Origin of the sequence: Litchfieldia salsa, from assembly GCF_900104555.1 — a bacterium.
Taxonomy (GTDB): domain Bacteria; phylum Bacillota; class Bacilli; order Bacillales; family Bacillaceae_L; genus Litchfieldia; species Litchfieldia salsa.
Map to the genome: position 1 here is coordinate 161,754 of NZ_FNJU01000002.1, position 18,072 is coordinate 179,825.

Below are 18,072 nucleotides of genomic sequence, written 5' to 3' on the forward strand. Positions count from 1 at the left end.
TTAGGTGGGAAAAATATGCACGATTGTTCTTTCTTTTCATCTTCAGAATATGATAAATGTAGATATATCAGGTGATTTAAATGTAAAAAAAGTTTTTTGTCCAAGTAAAATTTCTTATACCATTTTATTAAATTCTTTTCTCAACCTTTTGATAATTCTTTTTTCTAAACGCGATATATAGGATTGTGATATACCAAGCATATCTGCCACATCTTTTTGGGTTTTCTCTTCTCCCCCAATTAATCCAAACCGTAACTCCATAATCTGTTTTTCACGATCATTTAATTGGTGAAGTGCTTTAATTAATAACTTGCGATCTACATTTGCCTCTAAATCTTTTGTAATTATATCATCATCTGTTCCTAAGACATCTGATAGTAATAATTCATTACCATCCCAATCAATGTTTAATGGTTCATCAAATGAAACCTCAGATCTTATTTTATTATTTCTTCTTAAGTACATAAGAATTTCATTTTCAATACATCTTGATGCATATGTAGCTAACTTAATCTTTTTCTCTGGATTAAAAGTATTAACAGCTTTAATTAGACCAATTGTTCCTATACTAATTAGGTCCTCAATATTAATTCCTGTGTTTTCGAATTTTCTAGCAATATAAACGACCAACCTAAGATTACGCTCAATTAGGATCGACCTTGCAGCTTTATCTCCACTAGGCAACTTTTCTAATAAATGTGCTTCTTCTTCCTTGGAAAGCGGTGGTGGGAGGGCCTCACTACCTCCGATATAATAAATTTCATCTGTTTTAATCCCCAATTTTATTAGGAATTTATACCATATATAGGTTAAACGAAGTTTTAGTTTTGTCACTGCATGTTCTCCCTTCTATTTTACAAATTTGTGAGTAAGATAGTAATATCGATTGTTCAATTCCTTGACTTTTTAGAAGGCGCTTTTCACAAACTATGTAGCTATTTAACTAGGTTAGGTTGATTTGCACTCCAGGTATGTGCTTTCCGCGGGGCAGGTGATGAGCCTCCTCGTTCCTGCGGGGTCTCATCCTGCCTGCACATCCCGCAGGAGTCACATACCTTCCGTTCCAATCAACGAGCTCTGCCAAATTAAATAAGTCTTCAAACTACAATCTTTTAGAAAAGAGCCTTTTAGAATAAAATATAACACTGTTAGTCATTTCAATATTCGTTAATTAGCGATCTTTGATAAAGTGATTACGATGCAGGTTGGATTGATGATGTTACCAACATCTTAGGATGAACAATACAGTTATACTCGTCCTCTGAAGATAGAGTTGTATGATTCAAAGCAACAAGTGCCCTTTTTACACTGACTATTTCATTATCATGATAAACCGTTATTTCATCAGGCTTCAGCGCTAGTAAAAACTGATGGTCTTGACCAACTCCACGATAGGGTATTAAGCGAATTCTACTTTCCCAATGATGTGGTTCATCTGAATTATCAATTCCAAATGAATCAAGGTTTTTAGATTGTTCAACAATACTTTCAGGTAGTAAATTAGCTATTTTAGTAGTATCAACAATCATTACAGGACTTTTACTGATAGGATCATAGAGTTGGTTCCCACTGTCGATTAATCCCTTTAGGGTAAAGGTTACTTCCTCAATCCTTACTTCTACCTTCACAATTTGATCATAATGGATTTTTTTCATTTCAATATGATCCATTTGTTGCTTCGAAAATAACCATGCTATAGGAAACCCTAGTAAAACAAATAGCCAACTTATTGGATGGCCAAATCCAGTTGTAGAAGTAGCCATTACATTATTCGTAATACTAACCTCATATTCGAAAAAATAGTGGACACCTATCATTCCACCTCCAATCATAAATGTCGTGAAATAAAAGGTGAGTAACCCTTGAAAGAAATAACGAAAACGTTTATAACCAAACGCAGTTAATATAATAATGCACGAGAATAAAAACTTGATAACCGGATGTGATGCGAGTGATTCTATCGGGGTAAACATCAGAAATACAATTGTGGACCCCAATAATGATGCAAGTAGAATTCTGAACTTCACTATTTTTCTCTTTAATATAATAGCTGTTAATAACAACAACATAAAATCAAATAAGAAGTTTAACAGCCAGATAATATCCAAATAGATATACAAACGTATACTCCTTTCAAACAGATATCCGAGTCAGCAAGGGTTATTTCGCGAATCGATTACATATCACTTTTTTCACTCAACATTTTTATAGGAATTAGGTTGTTAAAGACTGACCACCTTTTTTAATCACTAATAGTAAAGAAAACAGCCTTGTTAGAAATTAGTATATAGTACATCTTATAAGGAAGTCTGTCATTTCATGCCGATAATAGTGAAGAAATTTTAGGAGATAACTTCGTTTTTTGTCATCCATATGGGAATTTACTCATTATTATTGTTAAATTCATAGGTATAAGGAGAATTATATTAGAAGAGGACACTCAGATAATAAAACAAAAAAGTGCCTGTATTCAATAACAGAAAAAGAAGTAAAGATCACCTTTTCCTAGTTATTGGATTGACAGACACTTTTGAAATATAACTGTTTGTTTGTATTATCTTCGACGATTACGATTTCTTAAGAATGTTGGAATATCTAAAGCTTCTTCGCTTGATTGGTTACTACGTTGCCCACTTTGTTCCTGTTGTTGTTGTTGAGCTATAGGCTCTTCACGCTTTGTCTCTCTTTTTACACTTGTTGTCGGCTTTTGCGTTTGGAAAGAAGGGCGTGATGAAGGCTTCTGACTACTCACTTCAGCTTCATTAAAACCAGTTGCAATAACTGTTACAACGATCTCGTCCTTTAGGTTATCATTAATAACCGATCCGAAAATCATATTTACTTCTTGATCAGAAGCAGAGGCAACAATATCAGCAGCTTCTTGAACTTCATATAAACTAAGATTTGTGCCACCTGTAATATTCATTAGAACACCTTGTGCTCCATCAATTGACGTTTCTAATAATGGACTAGATATCGCTTTTTTAGCAGCTTCTGCTGCACGATTCTCACCGGTTGCGACACCAATTCCCATTAATGCAGACCCTTTATTTGACATAATTGTCTTAACATCAGCAAAATCAAGGTTTATAAGACCAGGTACAGCAATTAAATCCGAAATACCTTGAACACCCTGTCTAAGCACATTATCAGCTTCACGGAACGCCTCAAGCATTGGTGTATTTTTATCAACGATCTCTAATAAGCGATCATTTGGAATCACAATAAGTGTATCAACAGCTTCTTTCATTGCTGCTATTCCACCTGAAGCTTGTCCAGCGCGTTTTCTTCCTTCAAAGGTAAATGGTCTGGTAACTACCCCAACAGTCAATGCACCTAGGTCTCTAGCGATCTGAGCAATAACTGGTGCAGCACCTGTACCTGTGCCACCACCCATACCAGCAGTAACAAACACCATATCAGCTCCTCTAAGAGCTTCCTCGATTTGTTCTTTGCTTTCTTCAGCTGCTTTTTTACCTACTTCAGGATTAGCACCAGCACCCAATCCTCTTGTAAGCTTGCCTCCAATTTGCATCTTTGTTTCAGCTTTCGATAAGTTAAGCGCTTGTGCGTCAGTATTGACCGCTAAGAAATCAACGCCTTGTACTCCATGTTCGATCATTCTGTTAACAGCGTTATTTCCTCCGCCGCCAACACCAATTACTTTTATTGTTGCTAATTGATCAAGATTGGTATCAAACTCCAACATCTTAGGTCCTCCTAGTTTCTCAGGTAAATACTCTCTTATAACTTCTTATTCAAAGAAGTAACCAAAGAATTTCTTTACTTTTTTTCCTATTTTTTGATCAGGTTCAGTTTGTTTATTTTTAACTTGTTGTTGCTGTTGTTTAGGAACTCTTTTCTCAGTGCTTTCTACTGACACATCAGAACTTATATCACGGCCTTGAATTTTCGCATGCTCATATGCGAACTGAATAAGACCTACTCCTGTTGAGTATTGGGGTTCTCTTACACCAATATAGTCTGGCTTTGCAATCCGGATATTATTTTGTAAGACAGCTTGGGCTAATTCCAAAACACCAGGCATACTAACTACTCCACCAGTTAAAACATACCCACCTGGTAAATCATTGACTCCTAGTTTTCTAACCTCATTTTGAACAAGATCAAGAATTTCTTCTAGCCTTGCTTCTATAATATCTGAAATTTCCAATTGAGTAAATTGTTGATGTTGATCACTACCAATTATTGGTACACTGAACACTTCCTCCTCCGAAGCTAAATCATAGAAGGCATGTCCATGTTTAAGTTTAATTTTTTCTGCATCCTCAGTAGATGTCCTTAAACCAATCGATAAATCTTTTGTAATATGGTCTCCACCAATAGGTAAGACACTAGTCGACTTTAAGTGACCATCTACAAAAATAGCAATACTTGTAGATCCACCACCAATGTCAATTAGTCCTACACCTAAATTCTTTTCATCATCTGATAATGTAATTGATCCAGCTGCTAAAGGTTGTAGACAAATAGCTACTATATCTAAGCCTGCTTTTTCAACACATCGAAGCAAATTATGTAGGATTGTTCTTGAAGTAGTGATAATTGTTCCTTCAACTTCTAACCGAACACCAAGCATTCCCCTTGGATCATTAATCTCATCATAACCATCCACTATAAACTGCTTAGGAATAACGTCAATGATCTCTCTTTCTGGTGGAATTGAAACAAATTGAGCCGCTTCAATCACTCTTGTTACATCATCAATACTAATTTCGCGATTTTGACGATTTTCACTTGATACAGCTACTACTCCATGACAGTCTTGAAGTTGAACCTGATTAGCAGGAATACTCACAACAACTTGGTTAATTTGAATTCCTACCATTCTTTCAGCTTGTTCAACTGCTTTTTTTATAGAATGAACGGTTTCATCTATATCTACAATGGATCCTTTTTTTAAACCTTCTGATTTTACATTTCCCACCCCTATAATGTTTAAAGAATCATTGACCATTTCGCCAATGATAACTTTGACACTGGATGTACCGATGTCTAGGCTAACACAAATTTCATTGCTGTTCATTCTTTGGCACCTCCTTTTGCAATTAACAGGTCTTCGTTCTAGGATTGAAGAACAACAACTTTAACTATAAATTTATACATAAGAAAATTATTCAACAAATAGAGTGCTTTCCCCTTTTAATTAAATCAATTTTTTTCTATTTTATTTCGAGATAAGCTCCATTTTGATATTAAAATTCTTCTAATAACTGCTATATTCTGAAAAAGTCTTACTCCAAAAGCAAAAACAGCTACTAAATACAAGTCTACACCAAGATGAACACCTAGGAAAGCTAAACTTGCAGCTAATAGAATGTTAAAGAAAAATCCTGAAACAAAAACTGCTTGATCATAGATATTTTGAAGATGTGCACGTATACCACCAAATAAAGTATCAAGCGCAGCAAGTACAGCAATTGATAAATAGTTTGAGTATTCGTCTGGTATCGTAAACTGGGATGACAACCCCAGAATTATTCCTATTAATAGGCCAATCAAAGGGAGCCACATATTAATTTCCACCTTTTTCTGTTTTAACTGGTTCCATATGTTTGATCCTAATTGGATCGTCATATGCTGGGATCGTTACTTCGACTAATGGCTTAGATATCGTTAATTTTAAATTTTCAACGAAAAATTCATCCACAGCTTCTGACGCTTTCATTCGGTTATATAACTTCTCAGCATCTTGTGCCATCACTTTTATTTGAAAGGGTATGGTATGTATTGAGTAAGAATCAATTTTAGTGGTTCTTTGAATTTCACGAATAACCGTAGTATTGATGACTCGATGATTATCGATCGATATGGCTTCAGCCTGAAAAGAGTTCAAATCATTTAATAATCTCCGTAATATATCTGCAGAAACAGTTTCAGTTGGCATTCCTATTTCATTAAATGCACGATCAACTGTTAAAATAATACCTGGGCCCTTTACTTCAGTTAATCCAGCTGCTTCCTTTAACTCCTCAAGAGTTTCCTTTAAGACCTGTTCTTTCCCATCATTTCGTTCGCTATTATATTGTTCTATCTTCTCTTCATATTTATAGATCTCATTAATTAATTCTGAATGTAATTCTTGAGCTTTTTTCATGTCTTCCCTAAGCTCCCACATATCACGAGTATCTCGGACAACAGGTTCATTTACCGTTTGAAACTGAATAGCTAACATGAATCCAATCACTACAAGGATGACTGAAAAACTAATATTCATTTGTTTTCCCAAACTAACCACCTTTTCTTTATGCATAGGAGGGTAATCCCCTAAACTCATCTTAATCGTTTGATGTTTGAAGTAAGGGATCCATCGTAATTTCGGCTTTTTCAATTGTAACAACAATGTTATCTTGAACCAGCTGTTCATTTACTCCTCCATTAATATTTAGCGCTGGGATTAGAACATCTGGGTTGCCAATAGCAGATATAATGAAAGGTGCAGGGTATTGGTTACCATCCACAGTGACAACTGGTCCATTGCAGTATAAATAAGAATTATGAGTTAATCTCTTTCCATTCACAGAAACAGCTTGGGCACCTGATATAAATAATTCATTAATCACTTTAAACAAGTGGCTTTCATGAACTAGATAATTATTAACATCCTCACCAGAGGGTACATATGAAGCATCCTCCAGTGTAACACTAACTCCTGGACCTTTTACTTTAATTTCCCCTATGAACATACGATATTTTTCAACATCCTCAACAAGGTTAAAGTAAATTTGTTCTTTTTCTTTCATTGCTAATTCTTCTTCAATTTCTCTTACAATTTCCTGCTGAGAGGACAATTCTTCCTGAAGTTCTCTGTTTCTTTCCTTCTGTTCAATTAACAATGTACGAATTTCATTTTCTTTGCTCCATTGTCGATCAGTAAGTCTGCCATCAGGAGTCTCCTTTTTTGTGAATTGGTATGAAAATGAGATCATAAAGCCCAAAACAATACATACCAATGAGAGAATAACATGTCTCCCCTTAAGTCTCATTCACTCTCTCCCCCCTCATCTGATAATTTATATTCTCTGAAGAAGGGAACAACATCAAGATGAATAACTCCTTTTAGAGTAGGGTCTAGCTCTCTAATAACAGTCGGATATGCAAGCATTTTTTCAGCAAAACCTCTAAGTGTTACACTTACTTCATATCCATTATTCATAAATAATGTAATGTGTAACCGATCAGAATCGTCTGGAGTATGATGTATTTCAGAAATAGAGTTAGCAATTCCTAGTGGTAATTTCTTTAATTCTGTCGCTAATTCCACAATGTCACCGTCATTCCAATTCACTAAAAACGGTGCATCTACTGCTTGTCCAGTGTCATCTAGAGCCTTTAAGGTTTTACCATTTTCTAAAACAGGATACACCTGACCTTCATCACTGACATAAGCAACTCTTCGCAATTCTTCCACTTCAATCACAACATGGTTTGGCAATTTCCTTTTTGCTACAGCACTTCTAATCTCTTCATGTTGCACTAAATTAGCTACTACATCGTTTTTATTAATTTTCCAAAAGCTTGTCCGATCTGACAATCCACTTAGCTTAATAAGATTCTCATCAGATACATGTTGGTTTCCATTAATCGTTATTGAAGAAACTTTACTTAGTGGAGATTGTAAGTATACGACTGTTATAACCATAAAGAAAAAACAAATGATCGTAATTGTAATTCTCCGGTTAGCTTTTTGCTTTCTTTTTTGTTTTAATTTTGGAATTCTGTCTTCAATTGTTACAACCTTATCAACCAAATTTCTCACCCCACTTTAGGTGCAAGTCGGAACTCTTATACATAAAATCATATATTCAGGTGTGTTTTCAGAGGAACTTCACACCTTTGCCATTATAACAATAAACGGCATTTACATGCCGCTTTACGAATTGGACTATGTGGACAGTGAATTCTACCTTTTCATGCATTTTTGATCAACTTATGGAGAGTATTATATCACAATTTCCAATATATTGGTCTAAGAATTCTTTATTACTTCCTGCCAATAATCTCAACTTCAGTTTCCATTACAACTCCATATTTTTCAAGGATTGTATCTTTAATAAACTGAATTAAATCTAATACATTTTGAGCTGTTGCTTCTCCAGCATTTACGATGAAATTCCCATGCATTTCTGATACTTGTGCACCACCAATTGAGTATCCTTTTAGTCCAGCTTCCTCAATTAACTGTCCAGCATATTGTGGAAGTGGATTACGAAAAATACTTCCTGCACAAGGGTAGTTCCAAGGTTGAGTATCTCTGCGATAGTCTTTGTTTTTCTGCATGGTGAGCATAATTTCTTCTTTTTTCCCTTCCACAAGTTCAAATTCAGCTTCAAGAACGATTCCCGGACGCTTTTTTTGTAAGATAGAAGTTCGATATGAGAACTCAAGTTCATCCTTCGATAACCATTCTAATGAGCCATCCTCGAATAGGACATGAGCTTTAGTTAGTATTTTAGAAATATCTGATCCATGTGCTCCTGCATTCATGTACACCGCTCCTCCTACTGAACCAGGTATGCCACTTGCAAAAGCAAAACCATCTAAGCCCTCCTTACTAATTACCATCGAAAGTTTTACAATTGGATATCCACCCCCAACGGTAACTGTTGTTCCGGAAATCAAAAGATGATCTAGTCCACTACCTAATTTAATTACAGCACCCTCAATTCCTTTATCAGAAACCAACAGATTAGAGCCTCTTCCAATTACTGTCCAAGGCATTTTATATTTATTAATTAATTCAACTGTCTTTTTTATTCCTGCAATATCCTTAGGAATAATAAGCAAATCAGCAGGACCACCAATTTTAATGGTTGTATGATTGGATAAAGGTTCATTTATTAAAAGTTTTCCAAGTTCAGATTCTTGTAATTCATGTAACATCTCATTCATTTTATCTATACCTCCCTACAAAGTAGCAGTAGATCGTGTTAATTACCTAATATCTGTATAGGTCCATATTATGCAGTGTATCAACCTAAAGGAACCTATACATTTATGACAAATCTTTAATCACTTTATATAATCTTTCTGCAGCATCTCTTATCCCTATCTCTGAAGACGATTTTTTCATTTCTTTTAAAACAACATCGTCTAGAAGAATTGAATCAATGTCCCTTAATAATATTTCTCCAGAAAATTCATGCTCTAATCTTAAAATCGCAGCATTTTTATCACTTAATGACCTTGCATTTTTTTCTTGGTGATTGTTTGTAACATACGGACTAGGAATTAATATACTTGGAAGTCCAAGTGCTGTGATTTCAGCCAAAGTTGTTGCACCTGCACGAGCAACAATTAAATCTACACCCGAAAGAACCTCTGGCATATTGTGAAGAAAGGGTTTGATGATCACATTATCAGGATTACCAACCTCATTAACTTTCTCAATCACTTTTTCATAGTGAACTTCACCTGTAACATATAATACCTGATAATCTTTCTTGTCGACCTTATCTAACACTTCCAAGAATGCTTCATTAATCGGTTTTGCTCCCCTGCTTCCACCAACAATTAGAACCGACCTCATGTTAGGCTTTAAACCGACACTAAGCTTACCTGCTAACCCATCTTTTCCTAGCACTTCGGAAGCACGCGGATTACCAGTTAATACTACTTTTTCATTCGGGAAGAATTCTCTGGCGGCTTCAAAGCAAATTGCAACCTTATCCACATAACGGCTTAAAAATTTATTCGTTAATCCAGGTACACTATTTTGTTCATGGATGACTGTTTTAACTTTTAATTTTGATGCAGCATATACAACCGGTCCACACACATACCCTCCAGTCCCAATGACTACATCAGGCTTGAATTCCTTTATGTATCGTTTACTATTTGTGACACCTTTAAAGAACTTAGTGATAGTCTTAACATTATCAAGAGATAACTTCCTTTTAAAACCAGTAATATCTATTGTTTTAAAGGGAATACCGGCTCTTGTTACGATTTGACTCTCCAGCCCCTTTTCTGTGCCAATATATAAAAATTCCGCATTAGGATTTAACTTCTTAATTTCGTTAATTAATGCTAAAGCGGGATAAATATGTCCACCCGTTCCTCCACCACTTACTAGAATTTTCAAATCTAACTCCCCCAATATAAAAGAGTACCTAACCATTTCCTCTAATAATAGCTTATGCCTAACAGTACTCATTCATGTTTTCACAAAAGTTAAACCCTGTTCAATTAACAGGGTTTAATTCAAAGATATTATAACATGTTAAACCTTACATTTACATTTTTTTAGTAACGGGCATATCTACTTATATTAAGTAATACTCCTACGGCGGCGAGCATTAAGGTCAATGATGACCCACCATAGCTTAGAAATGGAAGGGTGATGCCTGTAACAGGCATTAAACCAGTTACAACTCCCACGTTAATAATAACCTGAATAGCGATCATACCAATTATTCCGATTGCTAGAAAACTTCCGAATAAATCAGGGGCACCTAATGCAATTCTTACCCCTCTCCATAAGAGGAGACTAAATAAAAGAAGAACAAAAGAGCCACCAATAAACCCTAACTCTTCGGCTAAAATTGCATAAATAAAATCAGTTTGCGGTTCAGGAAGGTAAAAGAATTTCTGTCTACTTTGACCGAGACCTAGACCGAAGAGACCTCCAGGACCAATTGCATATAATGATTGTATAATTTGGAATCCACTACCTAAAGGATCTTCCCAAGGATTTAGAAACGACGTTATGCGTTTAATTCTATAAGGTGCTGACAAAATGAGTCCAACAAAACCTGCCACCCCTAGCATTCCAAGCATAACAAAGTGGCTTAATCTAGCTCCTGCTACAAATATCATGACAATACAAGTACCTACCATAACTGTCCCAGTACCTAAATCAGGTTGAAGCATGATAATACCAAATGCTGTAAAAACCAATGACAATGAGGGAACGAGACCCTTTTTAAATGAAGTAATCATTTTCTGATTTTCAGATAGATACTTGGCCAGAAAAGCAATCATTGCTAGCTTCATGAATTCAGAAGGTTGTACTGAGAAAGCACCAACACCTATCCAGCTCCTAGATCCATTCCTAACCATACCGACCCCTGGAATTAAAACTAAGATGAGAAGGACAAAGCATACAATAATGATGACCTTAGCCCAAGTTCTCCATGTCCAATAATCGACATTCATAATGAAAAACATTGCTAACACGCCTACACCAGCAAATAAAAGTTGGCGCTTAGCAAAAAAGAAGGAATCATCAAACTTGTAGGTAGCCCATATTGCACTTGCACTATAGACCATAATTAAGCCAACAGTTAAAAGAGATAGGGTAATAACAACTAAAATAATATCTGGTGTTGATTTTTTGGTCGACAATGCACACACCTCAACGTTCTTAAATTAAGAGCATGTGTTAAAAACGGTCTGAGTACTGCACGGTAAAGAGTAGCGCTGTTAAATGTGTCTTAACAGCTAAACCATTTATAAGACGAGCCCCTTACTTAAGCTTATGCACCGCGTTAATAAAAATGTCTCCTCTTTCTTCAAAAGTCTTATATTGATCCCAACTAGCACAAGCTGGTGATAACAATATAATATCCTTTTCAACAGACGTATCATATGCTTCTTGCACAGCTATTTCTACATTATCGACATGTTTTATTGTATCTATTCCAGCATCTTTACCCGCTTTACTTATTTTATCTGCCGTTTCACCAAAAACGATAAGCGTCTTTACATTCTTTAGTTCTGGAACTAACTCATCAAAATCATTCCCACGGTCTAGTCCTCCTGCAAGTAAGATAACAGGTTGATTAAAAGCTGAAATAGCCTTTTTTGTCGCAAGAATATTGGTTGCTTTTGAGTCATTATAAAATTTCCGATCTCTAACTGAGTCTACATACTGAAGACGGTGCTTCACACCCGTAAAAGTTTTTAACACTTGAACAATAGCCGTGTTATTCACATTCATAATCTTCGCTACCGCAACTGCTGCAAGTATATTTTCAAGATTATGCAGTCCTGGAAGTGCGATTGATGAAAGGTTTATGATCTCTTCTTGGTTAAAATAAAGCTTATCATTTTTTACATATGCACCTTGTTCTAGGACATCTTTCGTTGAAAATAAAACCTTTTTTCCTTTACTCTGTTGAGAAATTCTCATAACCTCAAAATCATCTGCATTTATCACACTGTAATCTTGTTCAGTTTGATTTTTGAATATGCTTCCTTTCGCTTTCACATAATCTTCTTTCGTTCCATGATAGTCTAAATGTGCATCAAAGATATTAAGCAGAACCGAAACTTTAGGTGCAAAAGTCGGAATTCCCATTAACTGAAATGAAGATAACTCTGTCACAATTACGTGATCGGTTTTTGCATTTTTAGCAACCTCACATGCCACGGTTCCTATATTTCCTGCTATTAAAGGATTTTTATTATCTTCATTCAACATCTCAAAAATCATTGTGGTTGTTGTTGTTTTTCCGTTTGAACCTGTAATTCCAATAAAGGGAGCATTTGTTAAGTGGTAGGCTATTTCTACCTCTGTAATCACTTGAATGTCCTTTTCGATAGCTAGCTTAACAATTGGATTTGAATAAGGAATGCCTGGATTTTTTACAACAACGTCAAAATGGTCATCCAAAATTGAGACTGGATGACCTCCACATATTACCTTAATCCCCTTTGCTTCTAAGTTCTTTGCAGCATCGTTTTGTTCATAAGGCTTTTGGTCGTTTACAGTAACCTTTGCACCAATACTATGTAATACTTCTGCAGCTGCAAATCCACTTTTAGCTAATCCGAGTACTAAAATCTTCTTATTTTGATATACTTCAATATTTTTCAATTAGATCCACACCTCTATATAGATTCCGAGTATGGCTAACAGTAAACCAACACTCCAAAAAGTTACAACAATTCTCCATTCATTCCAACCTACTAATTCATAGTGATGGTGTAATGGACTCATTTTAAAAACACGTCTTCCAGTCGTTTTGAAAGAGATCACTTGGATGATAACAGATAGTGTCTCAATCACAAACACACCACCAATAATAATTAACAGTATTTCAAGCTTTGTTAAAATGGCAACTGTCGCAATTGCACCTCCAAGTGCAAGTGAACCAGTATCACCCATAAAGACCTTCGCAGGATGCGCGTTAAAAACGAGGAAGCCTAGCACAGCACCCACTACTGCTACAGAGAAAATAGCAACCTCATATTCTGACTGGTACCAAGCTAAAACGGTAAAAGCACCAAATGCAATGGCAGCAGTTCCTGAAACTAGACCATCTAAACCATCTGTTAAATTTACTGCATTAGAAAACCCTACCAACCAAAATACAATGAATAGCACATAAAAAATACCTAAATCAATTCCATAATCGATTCCTGGGATGCTTACAACTGTCGAAAAATCATTTTGTTTAAAAATAATATAGAAAATGATTGAAATAACGATTTGTCCAAGTAGTTTTTGCATAGAAGTTAAACCAAGATTACGTTTCATGACAACTTTAATAAAATCGTCTAAAAACCCTAATAATCCAAACCCTACTGTAACCAAGAGTAACAATAACGTCTTTGCTGTAATCTCTTCACTGAATCTCCCATTCATCACCAAGGTTGTAATGATAATAGAAAGTAAGATAATTACTCCGCCCATCGTCGGTGTTCCGGATTTTTTTTGGTGTGATTTAGGACCTTCTTCTCTTATACTTTGCCCAAATTTAAGTCTTCTTAGGAAGGGAATAAACACAGGTGATAAAATCACACAAATGAAAAAGCCTAGAAAGATTGTAAATAGGATCACTTGTTCATTCATTACGATTCCCCTCCTTTCCTTTTATTTCTACTATCTTCAACCTTCTTTTTTAATTCATTTATTTGATTGATTACAGCACTATCATATGTGTTTCCTTTGTCAATATGAGTATTTCCATAAGAAAGAGAAATTCTTGTTTCAATATCATCACCTATCTCTTCTTCTTTCTTTTCACAAAATTCAATAACATTTTGTATAGCTGCTACTGGATTTACTACGATGAAAAGAGGAAAATGATTCGGAAGGAACCTAGGAATGTGGGATTCTTTTTTCCAAAGCGCGCCAATAGCTCCATTATATAATGCTGTCTTTAACTCTTCTTCTTGATTTTTATCACTAAGAGAAATAAATAGCCCTTTATTTACCTTCTGATCAGGATCAATGAATACCTCCTTAAACAGAATTTGATTATCAGGAATCCCTTTTGTTTCTGTAAATAAAGATTGCAAATCACTATAAGTCAACACAGTCAGTTCAACTCCTTAATTGCCTCTAAAGCAACAAGGCGATCATCGAAGTTATCTATTTTATCGCCAATAATTTGATATGTTTCATGTCCTTTTCCAGCGATAATGATAATATCATCTTCTTTAGCATGTGATATTGCATATTTAATGGCCTCTTTACGATCAACCAATGATACATACGCTTGACCTTGAACACCTTCTTCCATGTCCTGAAGAATAGCCTCAGGCTTTTCAGATCGAGGATTGTCAGAAGTGAAAATTGATAAGTCGGCATGGTCTACAGAAATTTTTGCCATTAATGGCCTTTTCGAACGGTCTCTATCACCACCACATCCAACTACAACAATCGTTCTTCCTTTTGCCAATTGATTAACAGTTGTTAACACATTTTCCAAACTATCTGGTGTATGTGCATAATCTACAACAACGGTGAAGTCTTGGCCACCATTCACAACTTCAAACCTTCCAGCTATTCCATCTATTTCTCCAAAAGATGAAATAATTTGCCCTAGAGGTATTCCTGATACTAAACAAGCAGTAATTGATGCTAAGACATTGTAAACACTAAATTTACCAATCAGTTTCATTGAAACTGACTGACTTTCAAATGGAGTAATCAACTCGAAGGTTGTTCCAGTAGAAGTCATTCTTATGTTTTTAGCCATGATATCACTTTTTGTATGAATTCCGTATGTAATAATGGTAGCCGCTGTGCTTTTACTATACTCCCCTGAGGCAGGATCATCAGCATTTAAAATAGCGAATTTAGGTTTCTTATGATTAAACGAGTTACCTAACCCCGAAAATAATAAGCCTTTTGCATGTCGATATTCGTCCATTGATTGGTGATAATCTAAATGATCTTGAGTTAAGTTCGTAAATACTGCAACATCAAAATCACAGCCATGAACACGCCCTAAATCTAAAGCATGTGATGAAACCTCCATAATAGCCGTTTCCACATTTGCCTCTACCATTTGGTGAAATGTCTTTTGAAGTGTTAGAGATTCCGGAGTTGTATTCTTAACATCTAGAGTTTCTTCTCCAATCTTCATGTACATTGTTCCTATAAGACCTGTCTTCTGTCCATAATCATTACAAATTTTATCTATTATATGTGTTGTAGATGTCTTACCATTTGTTCCTGTTACACCTATTAGATGAAGTTTCTGTGTAGGTTGTTTATAGAAGGCATCAGATAAAACTGCCATCACTCTCTTAGAATTCTTTACCCTGATCGTAGGAATACTAACGTTCACTTCTTTTTCGACGACTAATGCGACTGCACCATTTTCTTCGGCTTGCTTCGCATAATCGTGACCGTCCACAGTATACCCTTCAATACAAAAAAACAGACTGCCTTCCGTAACATTGCGTGAATCCATCTCAAGTGAAGTAATTACTGGATTTTCTTCAACATTCGGTATAAATTCATGTAAATAAGCGAGTAACGCTTTTAATTGCATCATTACCATTTCCTCTCAAAAAAAAATACAAAAGATACTTTCCAAAATTACATATTACGATAAATTCTTAATTTCTGTCTATAGGATACCTTACGTAATTTATTATCTTTATAAGTACGTAAACACTCGATTTTGAATAAAGTTATTTTGTATATGAAAAAATATCCCCAATTGCTATTGTAATGATAGATTGTATAATTGTAAATTATCCTGAACAAATAATCGAACTAATCTTACACAAAAATTTGTTTCTTATCTAGCAATTACTGAGAATTATAGAAAAAGAAGCCCATAGGTCAACCCTATAGACTTTTTTTATTTCTACTCTCCTCCTTGTTGTTTCTCGTCTCCTAACAGAATCCTTAAAGGTGTGCCTTGTTCAACCTTCTCACCAGGATTAGGCGCTTGATCGATAACAACACTTCCATCACCACTCATCTCGATCTTCAAATCAACTAATTGTTGCGCAAGCTCACTTTTACTTAGCCCAATCACATTCGGTACTGAAATTAATTGAGGGTCAAGCCAAGTCGTCTTCTTTTCGATTTGATTTTCTCTTGGTTTAACTCCTATCGCACGTAATGAGTCTTCCATAATATTTCCGACGATTGGAGCTGCTACTACACCACCAAATTGTACTGTGCCTTTAGGATTATCTACTGCTAAATAAACCACTAGCTCTGGATCATCTGCCGGCGCGAACCCAATGAAGGATACAACATGGTTATTCTCTAAATATCTACCACCTTGGGCTTTTTGGGCAGTCCCTGTTTTGCCCCCCACCCGATATCCTTCTACAAACGCCCCTCTTCCTGTTCCTAAGGCAACTACACTTTCTAGAGCATATCTAATTTCTTCAGATGTTTCTTCAGAGATAATTCTGCCTTTTGGCTGAGGTTCAGTTTTACTGACTACTTCACCAGTGATTGGATCAACCCATTCTTTAGCAATATATGGAGTATAAAGGATTCCTCCGTTAACAGCTGCTGCTACAGCAGCAACCTGTTGTATTGGTGTAACAGATACACCTTGACCAAAAGCAGTAGTTGCTTGCTCTACAGGACCGACACGATCAAGATTAAATAAGATCCCTTTCCCTTCACCTTGAAGGTCAATCCCTGTCTTTTGTCCAAATCCAAAGTCTTTTATATACTTAAATAACATGTCTTTCCCAAGTCTTTCCCCTAACTCAACAAAACCTGGGTTACAAGAATTCTGTACAACTTCTAAGAAAGTCTGATGACCATGGCCACCACGTTTCCAACATTTCAATCGTGCATTAGCAACTTTTACAAAACCAGGATCATTGAACTCGTCTTTTGTAAGGTCAACCTTTCCTTCCTCAAGTGCGGCAGCTAGTGTAATGATTTTAAAAGTTGATCCTGGCTCATATGAGCTCCAGATTGGCAGATTTCGGTTATAAATATCTGGTGATACATTCCTGAAATTTGCAGGATCATAGTCAGGACGACTAGACATTGCTAAAATTTCTCCTGTCTTAGGATTCATCGCTATAGCAATAATTGCATCGGGGTTATATGTCGCTTCCGCATTATCTAGTTCTCTTTCGATAATTGTTTGAACACGGGTGTCAATGGTTAAATTTAAATTTAAACCATCCTTAGGAGGGGTGTAATCATCTGCAATATCAGGAATTCTTTGTCCTTTTGCACTTGCATAAAATTTAACACTTCCTCTTTCTCCCTTTAGTTCATCATCGTAATAAAGTTCAAGACCTGTCAACCCTTGATTATCTATACCTGCAAACCCAAGTACATGGGATAAATAACTCCCAAACGGATAATGCCTTATTGAATCTTCAGCAATGTAAACGCCCTTTAAGCCCAGAGCACGAATTTCCTTTGCCTTCTCATGCGAGATTTTTCTACCCTCTGGATTAATCCGTTCTATATTTACTCTTTTGGTAACATGTTTATATGCTTCTTCTTTTGACATATTTAAAATCGCAGCTAGTTGCTCAGCGGCTTCTGCTGGATCTTCAATTTGCCTTGGTACAACCAGTACAGAAGGGGCACTTTGATTTGTTGCTAATGGGACACCGTTGCGATCTAGTATTTCTCCACGTTCCGGCTCAAATGGAATATCTCTACTCCAGGAATCCTCTGCCAGTGCAGTTAGCTTATTTCCAATAAAGAATTGAACATACCCTAATCTAATATCAATAATTAAGAAAATAAGGAAACCAAATAGTAATACAGTTGCTAATCTTTTTCTTACAGTAACATTTGAGACCCGCATATAGTAGAACCTCCCTTTAATCTAGGCTCGTTCCAATATATGCTTGTACCTTTAGTCATAG

The 18,072-nt window shown here is 35.8% G+C and carries 16 protein-coding genes; all 16 read right to left on the minus strand.

Annotated elements, in window-relative coordinates:
- Positions 1–114: 114 nt before the first annotated feature.
- Positions 115–834: an RNA polymerase sporulation sigma factor SigE gene (gene sigE, locus BLQ56_RS04625; RefSeq protein ID WP_090850434.1), complete on the minus strand. Its 720-nt coding sequence runs from the start codon at positions 832–834 to the stop codon at positions 115–117.
- Positions 835–1,193: 359 nt separating this feature from the next.
- Positions 1,194–2,120, minus strand: coding sequence for a sigma-E processing peptidase SpoIIGA (gene spoIIGA, locus BLQ56_RS04630; protein ID WP_090850436.1), 927 nt, complete (start codon positions 2,118–2,120; stop codon positions 1,194–1,196).
- A gap of 434 nt (positions 2,121–2,554) precedes the next feature.
- Complete coding sequence (ftsZ, locus tag BLQ56_RS04635; protein WP_090850438.1) at positions 2,555–3,709, minus strand: cell division protein FtsZ; 1,155 nt, start codon at positions 3,707–3,709, stop codon at positions 2,555–2,557.
- A 45-nt stretch (positions 3,710–3,754) separates the two neighbouring features.
- A complete protein-coding gene (gene ftsA / locus BLQ56_RS04640; RefSeq protein ID WP_090850440.1) occupies positions 3,755–5,047 on the minus strand; it encodes a cell division protein FtsA in 1,293 nt (430 codons plus the stop codon).
- 125 nt (positions 5,048–5,172) lie between these two features.
- Positions 5,173–5,535, minus strand: a complete 363-nt coding sequence (locus BLQ56_RS04645; RefSeq protein WP_090850442.1) for a small basic family protein — start codon at positions 5,533–5,535, stop codon at positions 5,173–5,175.
- Between the two features lies 1 nt (position 5,536).
- Positions 5,537–6,274 carry a DUF881 domain-containing protein gene (locus BLQ56_RS04650; RefSeq protein WP_090850444.1) on the minus strand — a complete coding sequence of 246 codons (738 nt, stop codon included), beginning with the start codon at positions 6,272–6,274 and terminating at the stop codon, positions 5,537–5,539.
- Between the two features lie 25 nt (positions 6,275–6,299).
- Positions 6,300–7,007 (minus strand): DUF881 domain-containing protein, encoded by a 708-nt coding sequence (locus BLQ56_RS04655; protein ID WP_090850446.1) that lies wholly within the window; start codon positions 7,005–7,007, stop codon positions 6,300–6,302.
- Positions 7,004–7,771 carry a cell division protein FtsQ/DivIB gene (locus tag BLQ56_RS04660; protein ID WP_090850448.1) on the minus strand — a complete coding sequence of 256 codons (768 nt, stop codon included), beginning with the start codon at positions 7,769–7,771 and terminating at the stop codon, positions 7,004–7,006. The genes BLQ56_RS04655 and BLQ56_RS04660 overlap by 4 nt, the downstream gene beginning before the upstream one ends.
- A gap of 233 nt (positions 7,772–8,004) precedes the next feature.
- Positions 8,005–8,913 (minus strand): UDP-N-acetylmuramate dehydrogenase, encoded by a 909-nt coding sequence (gene murB, locus BLQ56_RS04665; protein WP_090850450.1) that lies wholly within the window; start codon positions 8,911–8,913, stop codon positions 8,005–8,007.
- A 103-nt stretch (positions 8,914–9,016) separates the two neighbouring features.
- Complete coding sequence (gene murG / locus BLQ56_RS04670; protein ID WP_090850454.1) at positions 9,017–10,105, minus strand: undecaprenyldiphospho-muramoylpentapeptide beta-N-acetylglucosaminyltransferase; 1,089 nt, start codon at positions 10,103–10,105, stop codon at positions 9,017–9,019.
- Between the two features lie 161 nt (positions 10,106–10,266).
- Positions 10,267–11,367: a stage V sporulation protein E gene (spoVE, locus tag BLQ56_RS04675; protein ID WP_090850456.1), complete on the minus strand. Its 1,101-nt coding sequence runs from the start codon at positions 11,365–11,367 to the stop codon at positions 10,267–10,269.
- A 121-nt stretch (positions 11,368–11,488) separates the two neighbouring features.
- Positions 11,489–12,841, minus strand: coding sequence for a UDP-N-acetylmuramoyl-L-alanine--D-glutamate ligase (gene murD, locus BLQ56_RS04680; RefSeq protein WP_090850458.1), 1,353 nt, complete (start codon positions 12,839–12,841; stop codon positions 11,489–11,491).
- Positions 12,842–13,819, minus strand: coding sequence for a phospho-N-acetylmuramoyl-pentapeptide-transferase (gene mraY / locus BLQ56_RS04685; RefSeq protein ID WP_090850460.1), 978 nt, complete (start codon positions 13,817–13,819; stop codon positions 12,842–12,844). It abuts the gene before it with no gap.
- Positions 13,819–14,286, minus strand: coding sequence for a hypothetical protein (locus BLQ56_RS04690; RefSeq protein ID WP_090850462.1), 468 nt, complete (start codon positions 14,284–14,286; stop codon positions 13,819–13,821). Before BLQ56_RS04690 ends, mraY begins: the two co-directional genes overlap by 1 nt.
- A gap of 2 nt (positions 14,287–14,288) precedes the next feature.
- Complete coding sequence (locus BLQ56_RS04695; protein WP_090851290.1) at positions 14,289–15,752, minus strand: UDP-N-acetylmuramoyl-L-alanyl-D-glutamate--2,6-diaminopimelate ligase; 1,464 nt, start codon at positions 15,750–15,752, stop codon at positions 14,289–14,291.
- Positions 15,753–16,073: 321 nt separating this feature from the next.
- The gene (locus BLQ56_RS04700; protein ID WP_090850463.1) at positions 16,074–18,011 is read right to left on the minus strand and encodes a stage V sporulation protein D; all 1,938 of its coding nucleotides are present in this window, start codon (positions 18,009–18,011) and stop codon (positions 16,074–16,076) included.
- Between the last annotated feature and the right edge of the window lie 61 nt (positions 18,012–18,072).

Bases quoted from the DNA above. Each gene is read 5' to 3' on its own strand.
- ftsZ (WP_090850438.1), bottom strand. From the start codon at position 3,709: ATGTTGGAGTTTGATACCAATCTTGATCAATTAGCAACAATAAAAGTA.
- ftsA (WP_090850440.1), bottom strand. From the start codon at position 5,047: ATGAACAGCAATGAAATTTGTGTTAGCCTAGACATCGGTACATCCAGT.
- BLQ56_RS04645 (WP_090850442.1), bottom strand. From the start codon at position 5,535: ATGTGGCTCCCTTTGATTGGCCTATTAATAGGAATAATTCTGGGGTTG.
- BLQ56_RS04650 (WP_090850444.1), bottom strand. From the start codon at position 6,274: ATGCATAAAGAAAAGGTGGTTAGTTTGGGAAAACAAATGAATATTAGT.
- BLQ56_RS04655 (WP_090850446.1), bottom strand. From the start codon at position 7,007: ATGAGACTTAAGGGGAGACATGTTATTCTCTCATTGGTATGTATTGTT.
- murB (WP_090850450.1), bottom strand. From the start codon at position 8,913: ATGAATGAGATGTTACATGAATTACAAGAATCTGAACTTGGAAAACTT.
- mraY (WP_090850460.1), bottom strand. From the start codon at position 13,819: ATGAATGAACAAGTGATCCTATTTACAATCTTTCTAGGCTTTTTCATT.
- BLQ56_RS04695 (WP_090851290.1), bottom strand. From the start codon at position 15,752: ATGCAATTAAAAGCGTTACTCGCTTATTTACATGAATTTATACCGAAT.
- BLQ56_RS04700 (WP_090850463.1), bottom strand. From the start codon at position 18,011: ATGCGGGTCTCAAATGTTACTGTAAGAAAAAGATTAGCAACTGTATTA.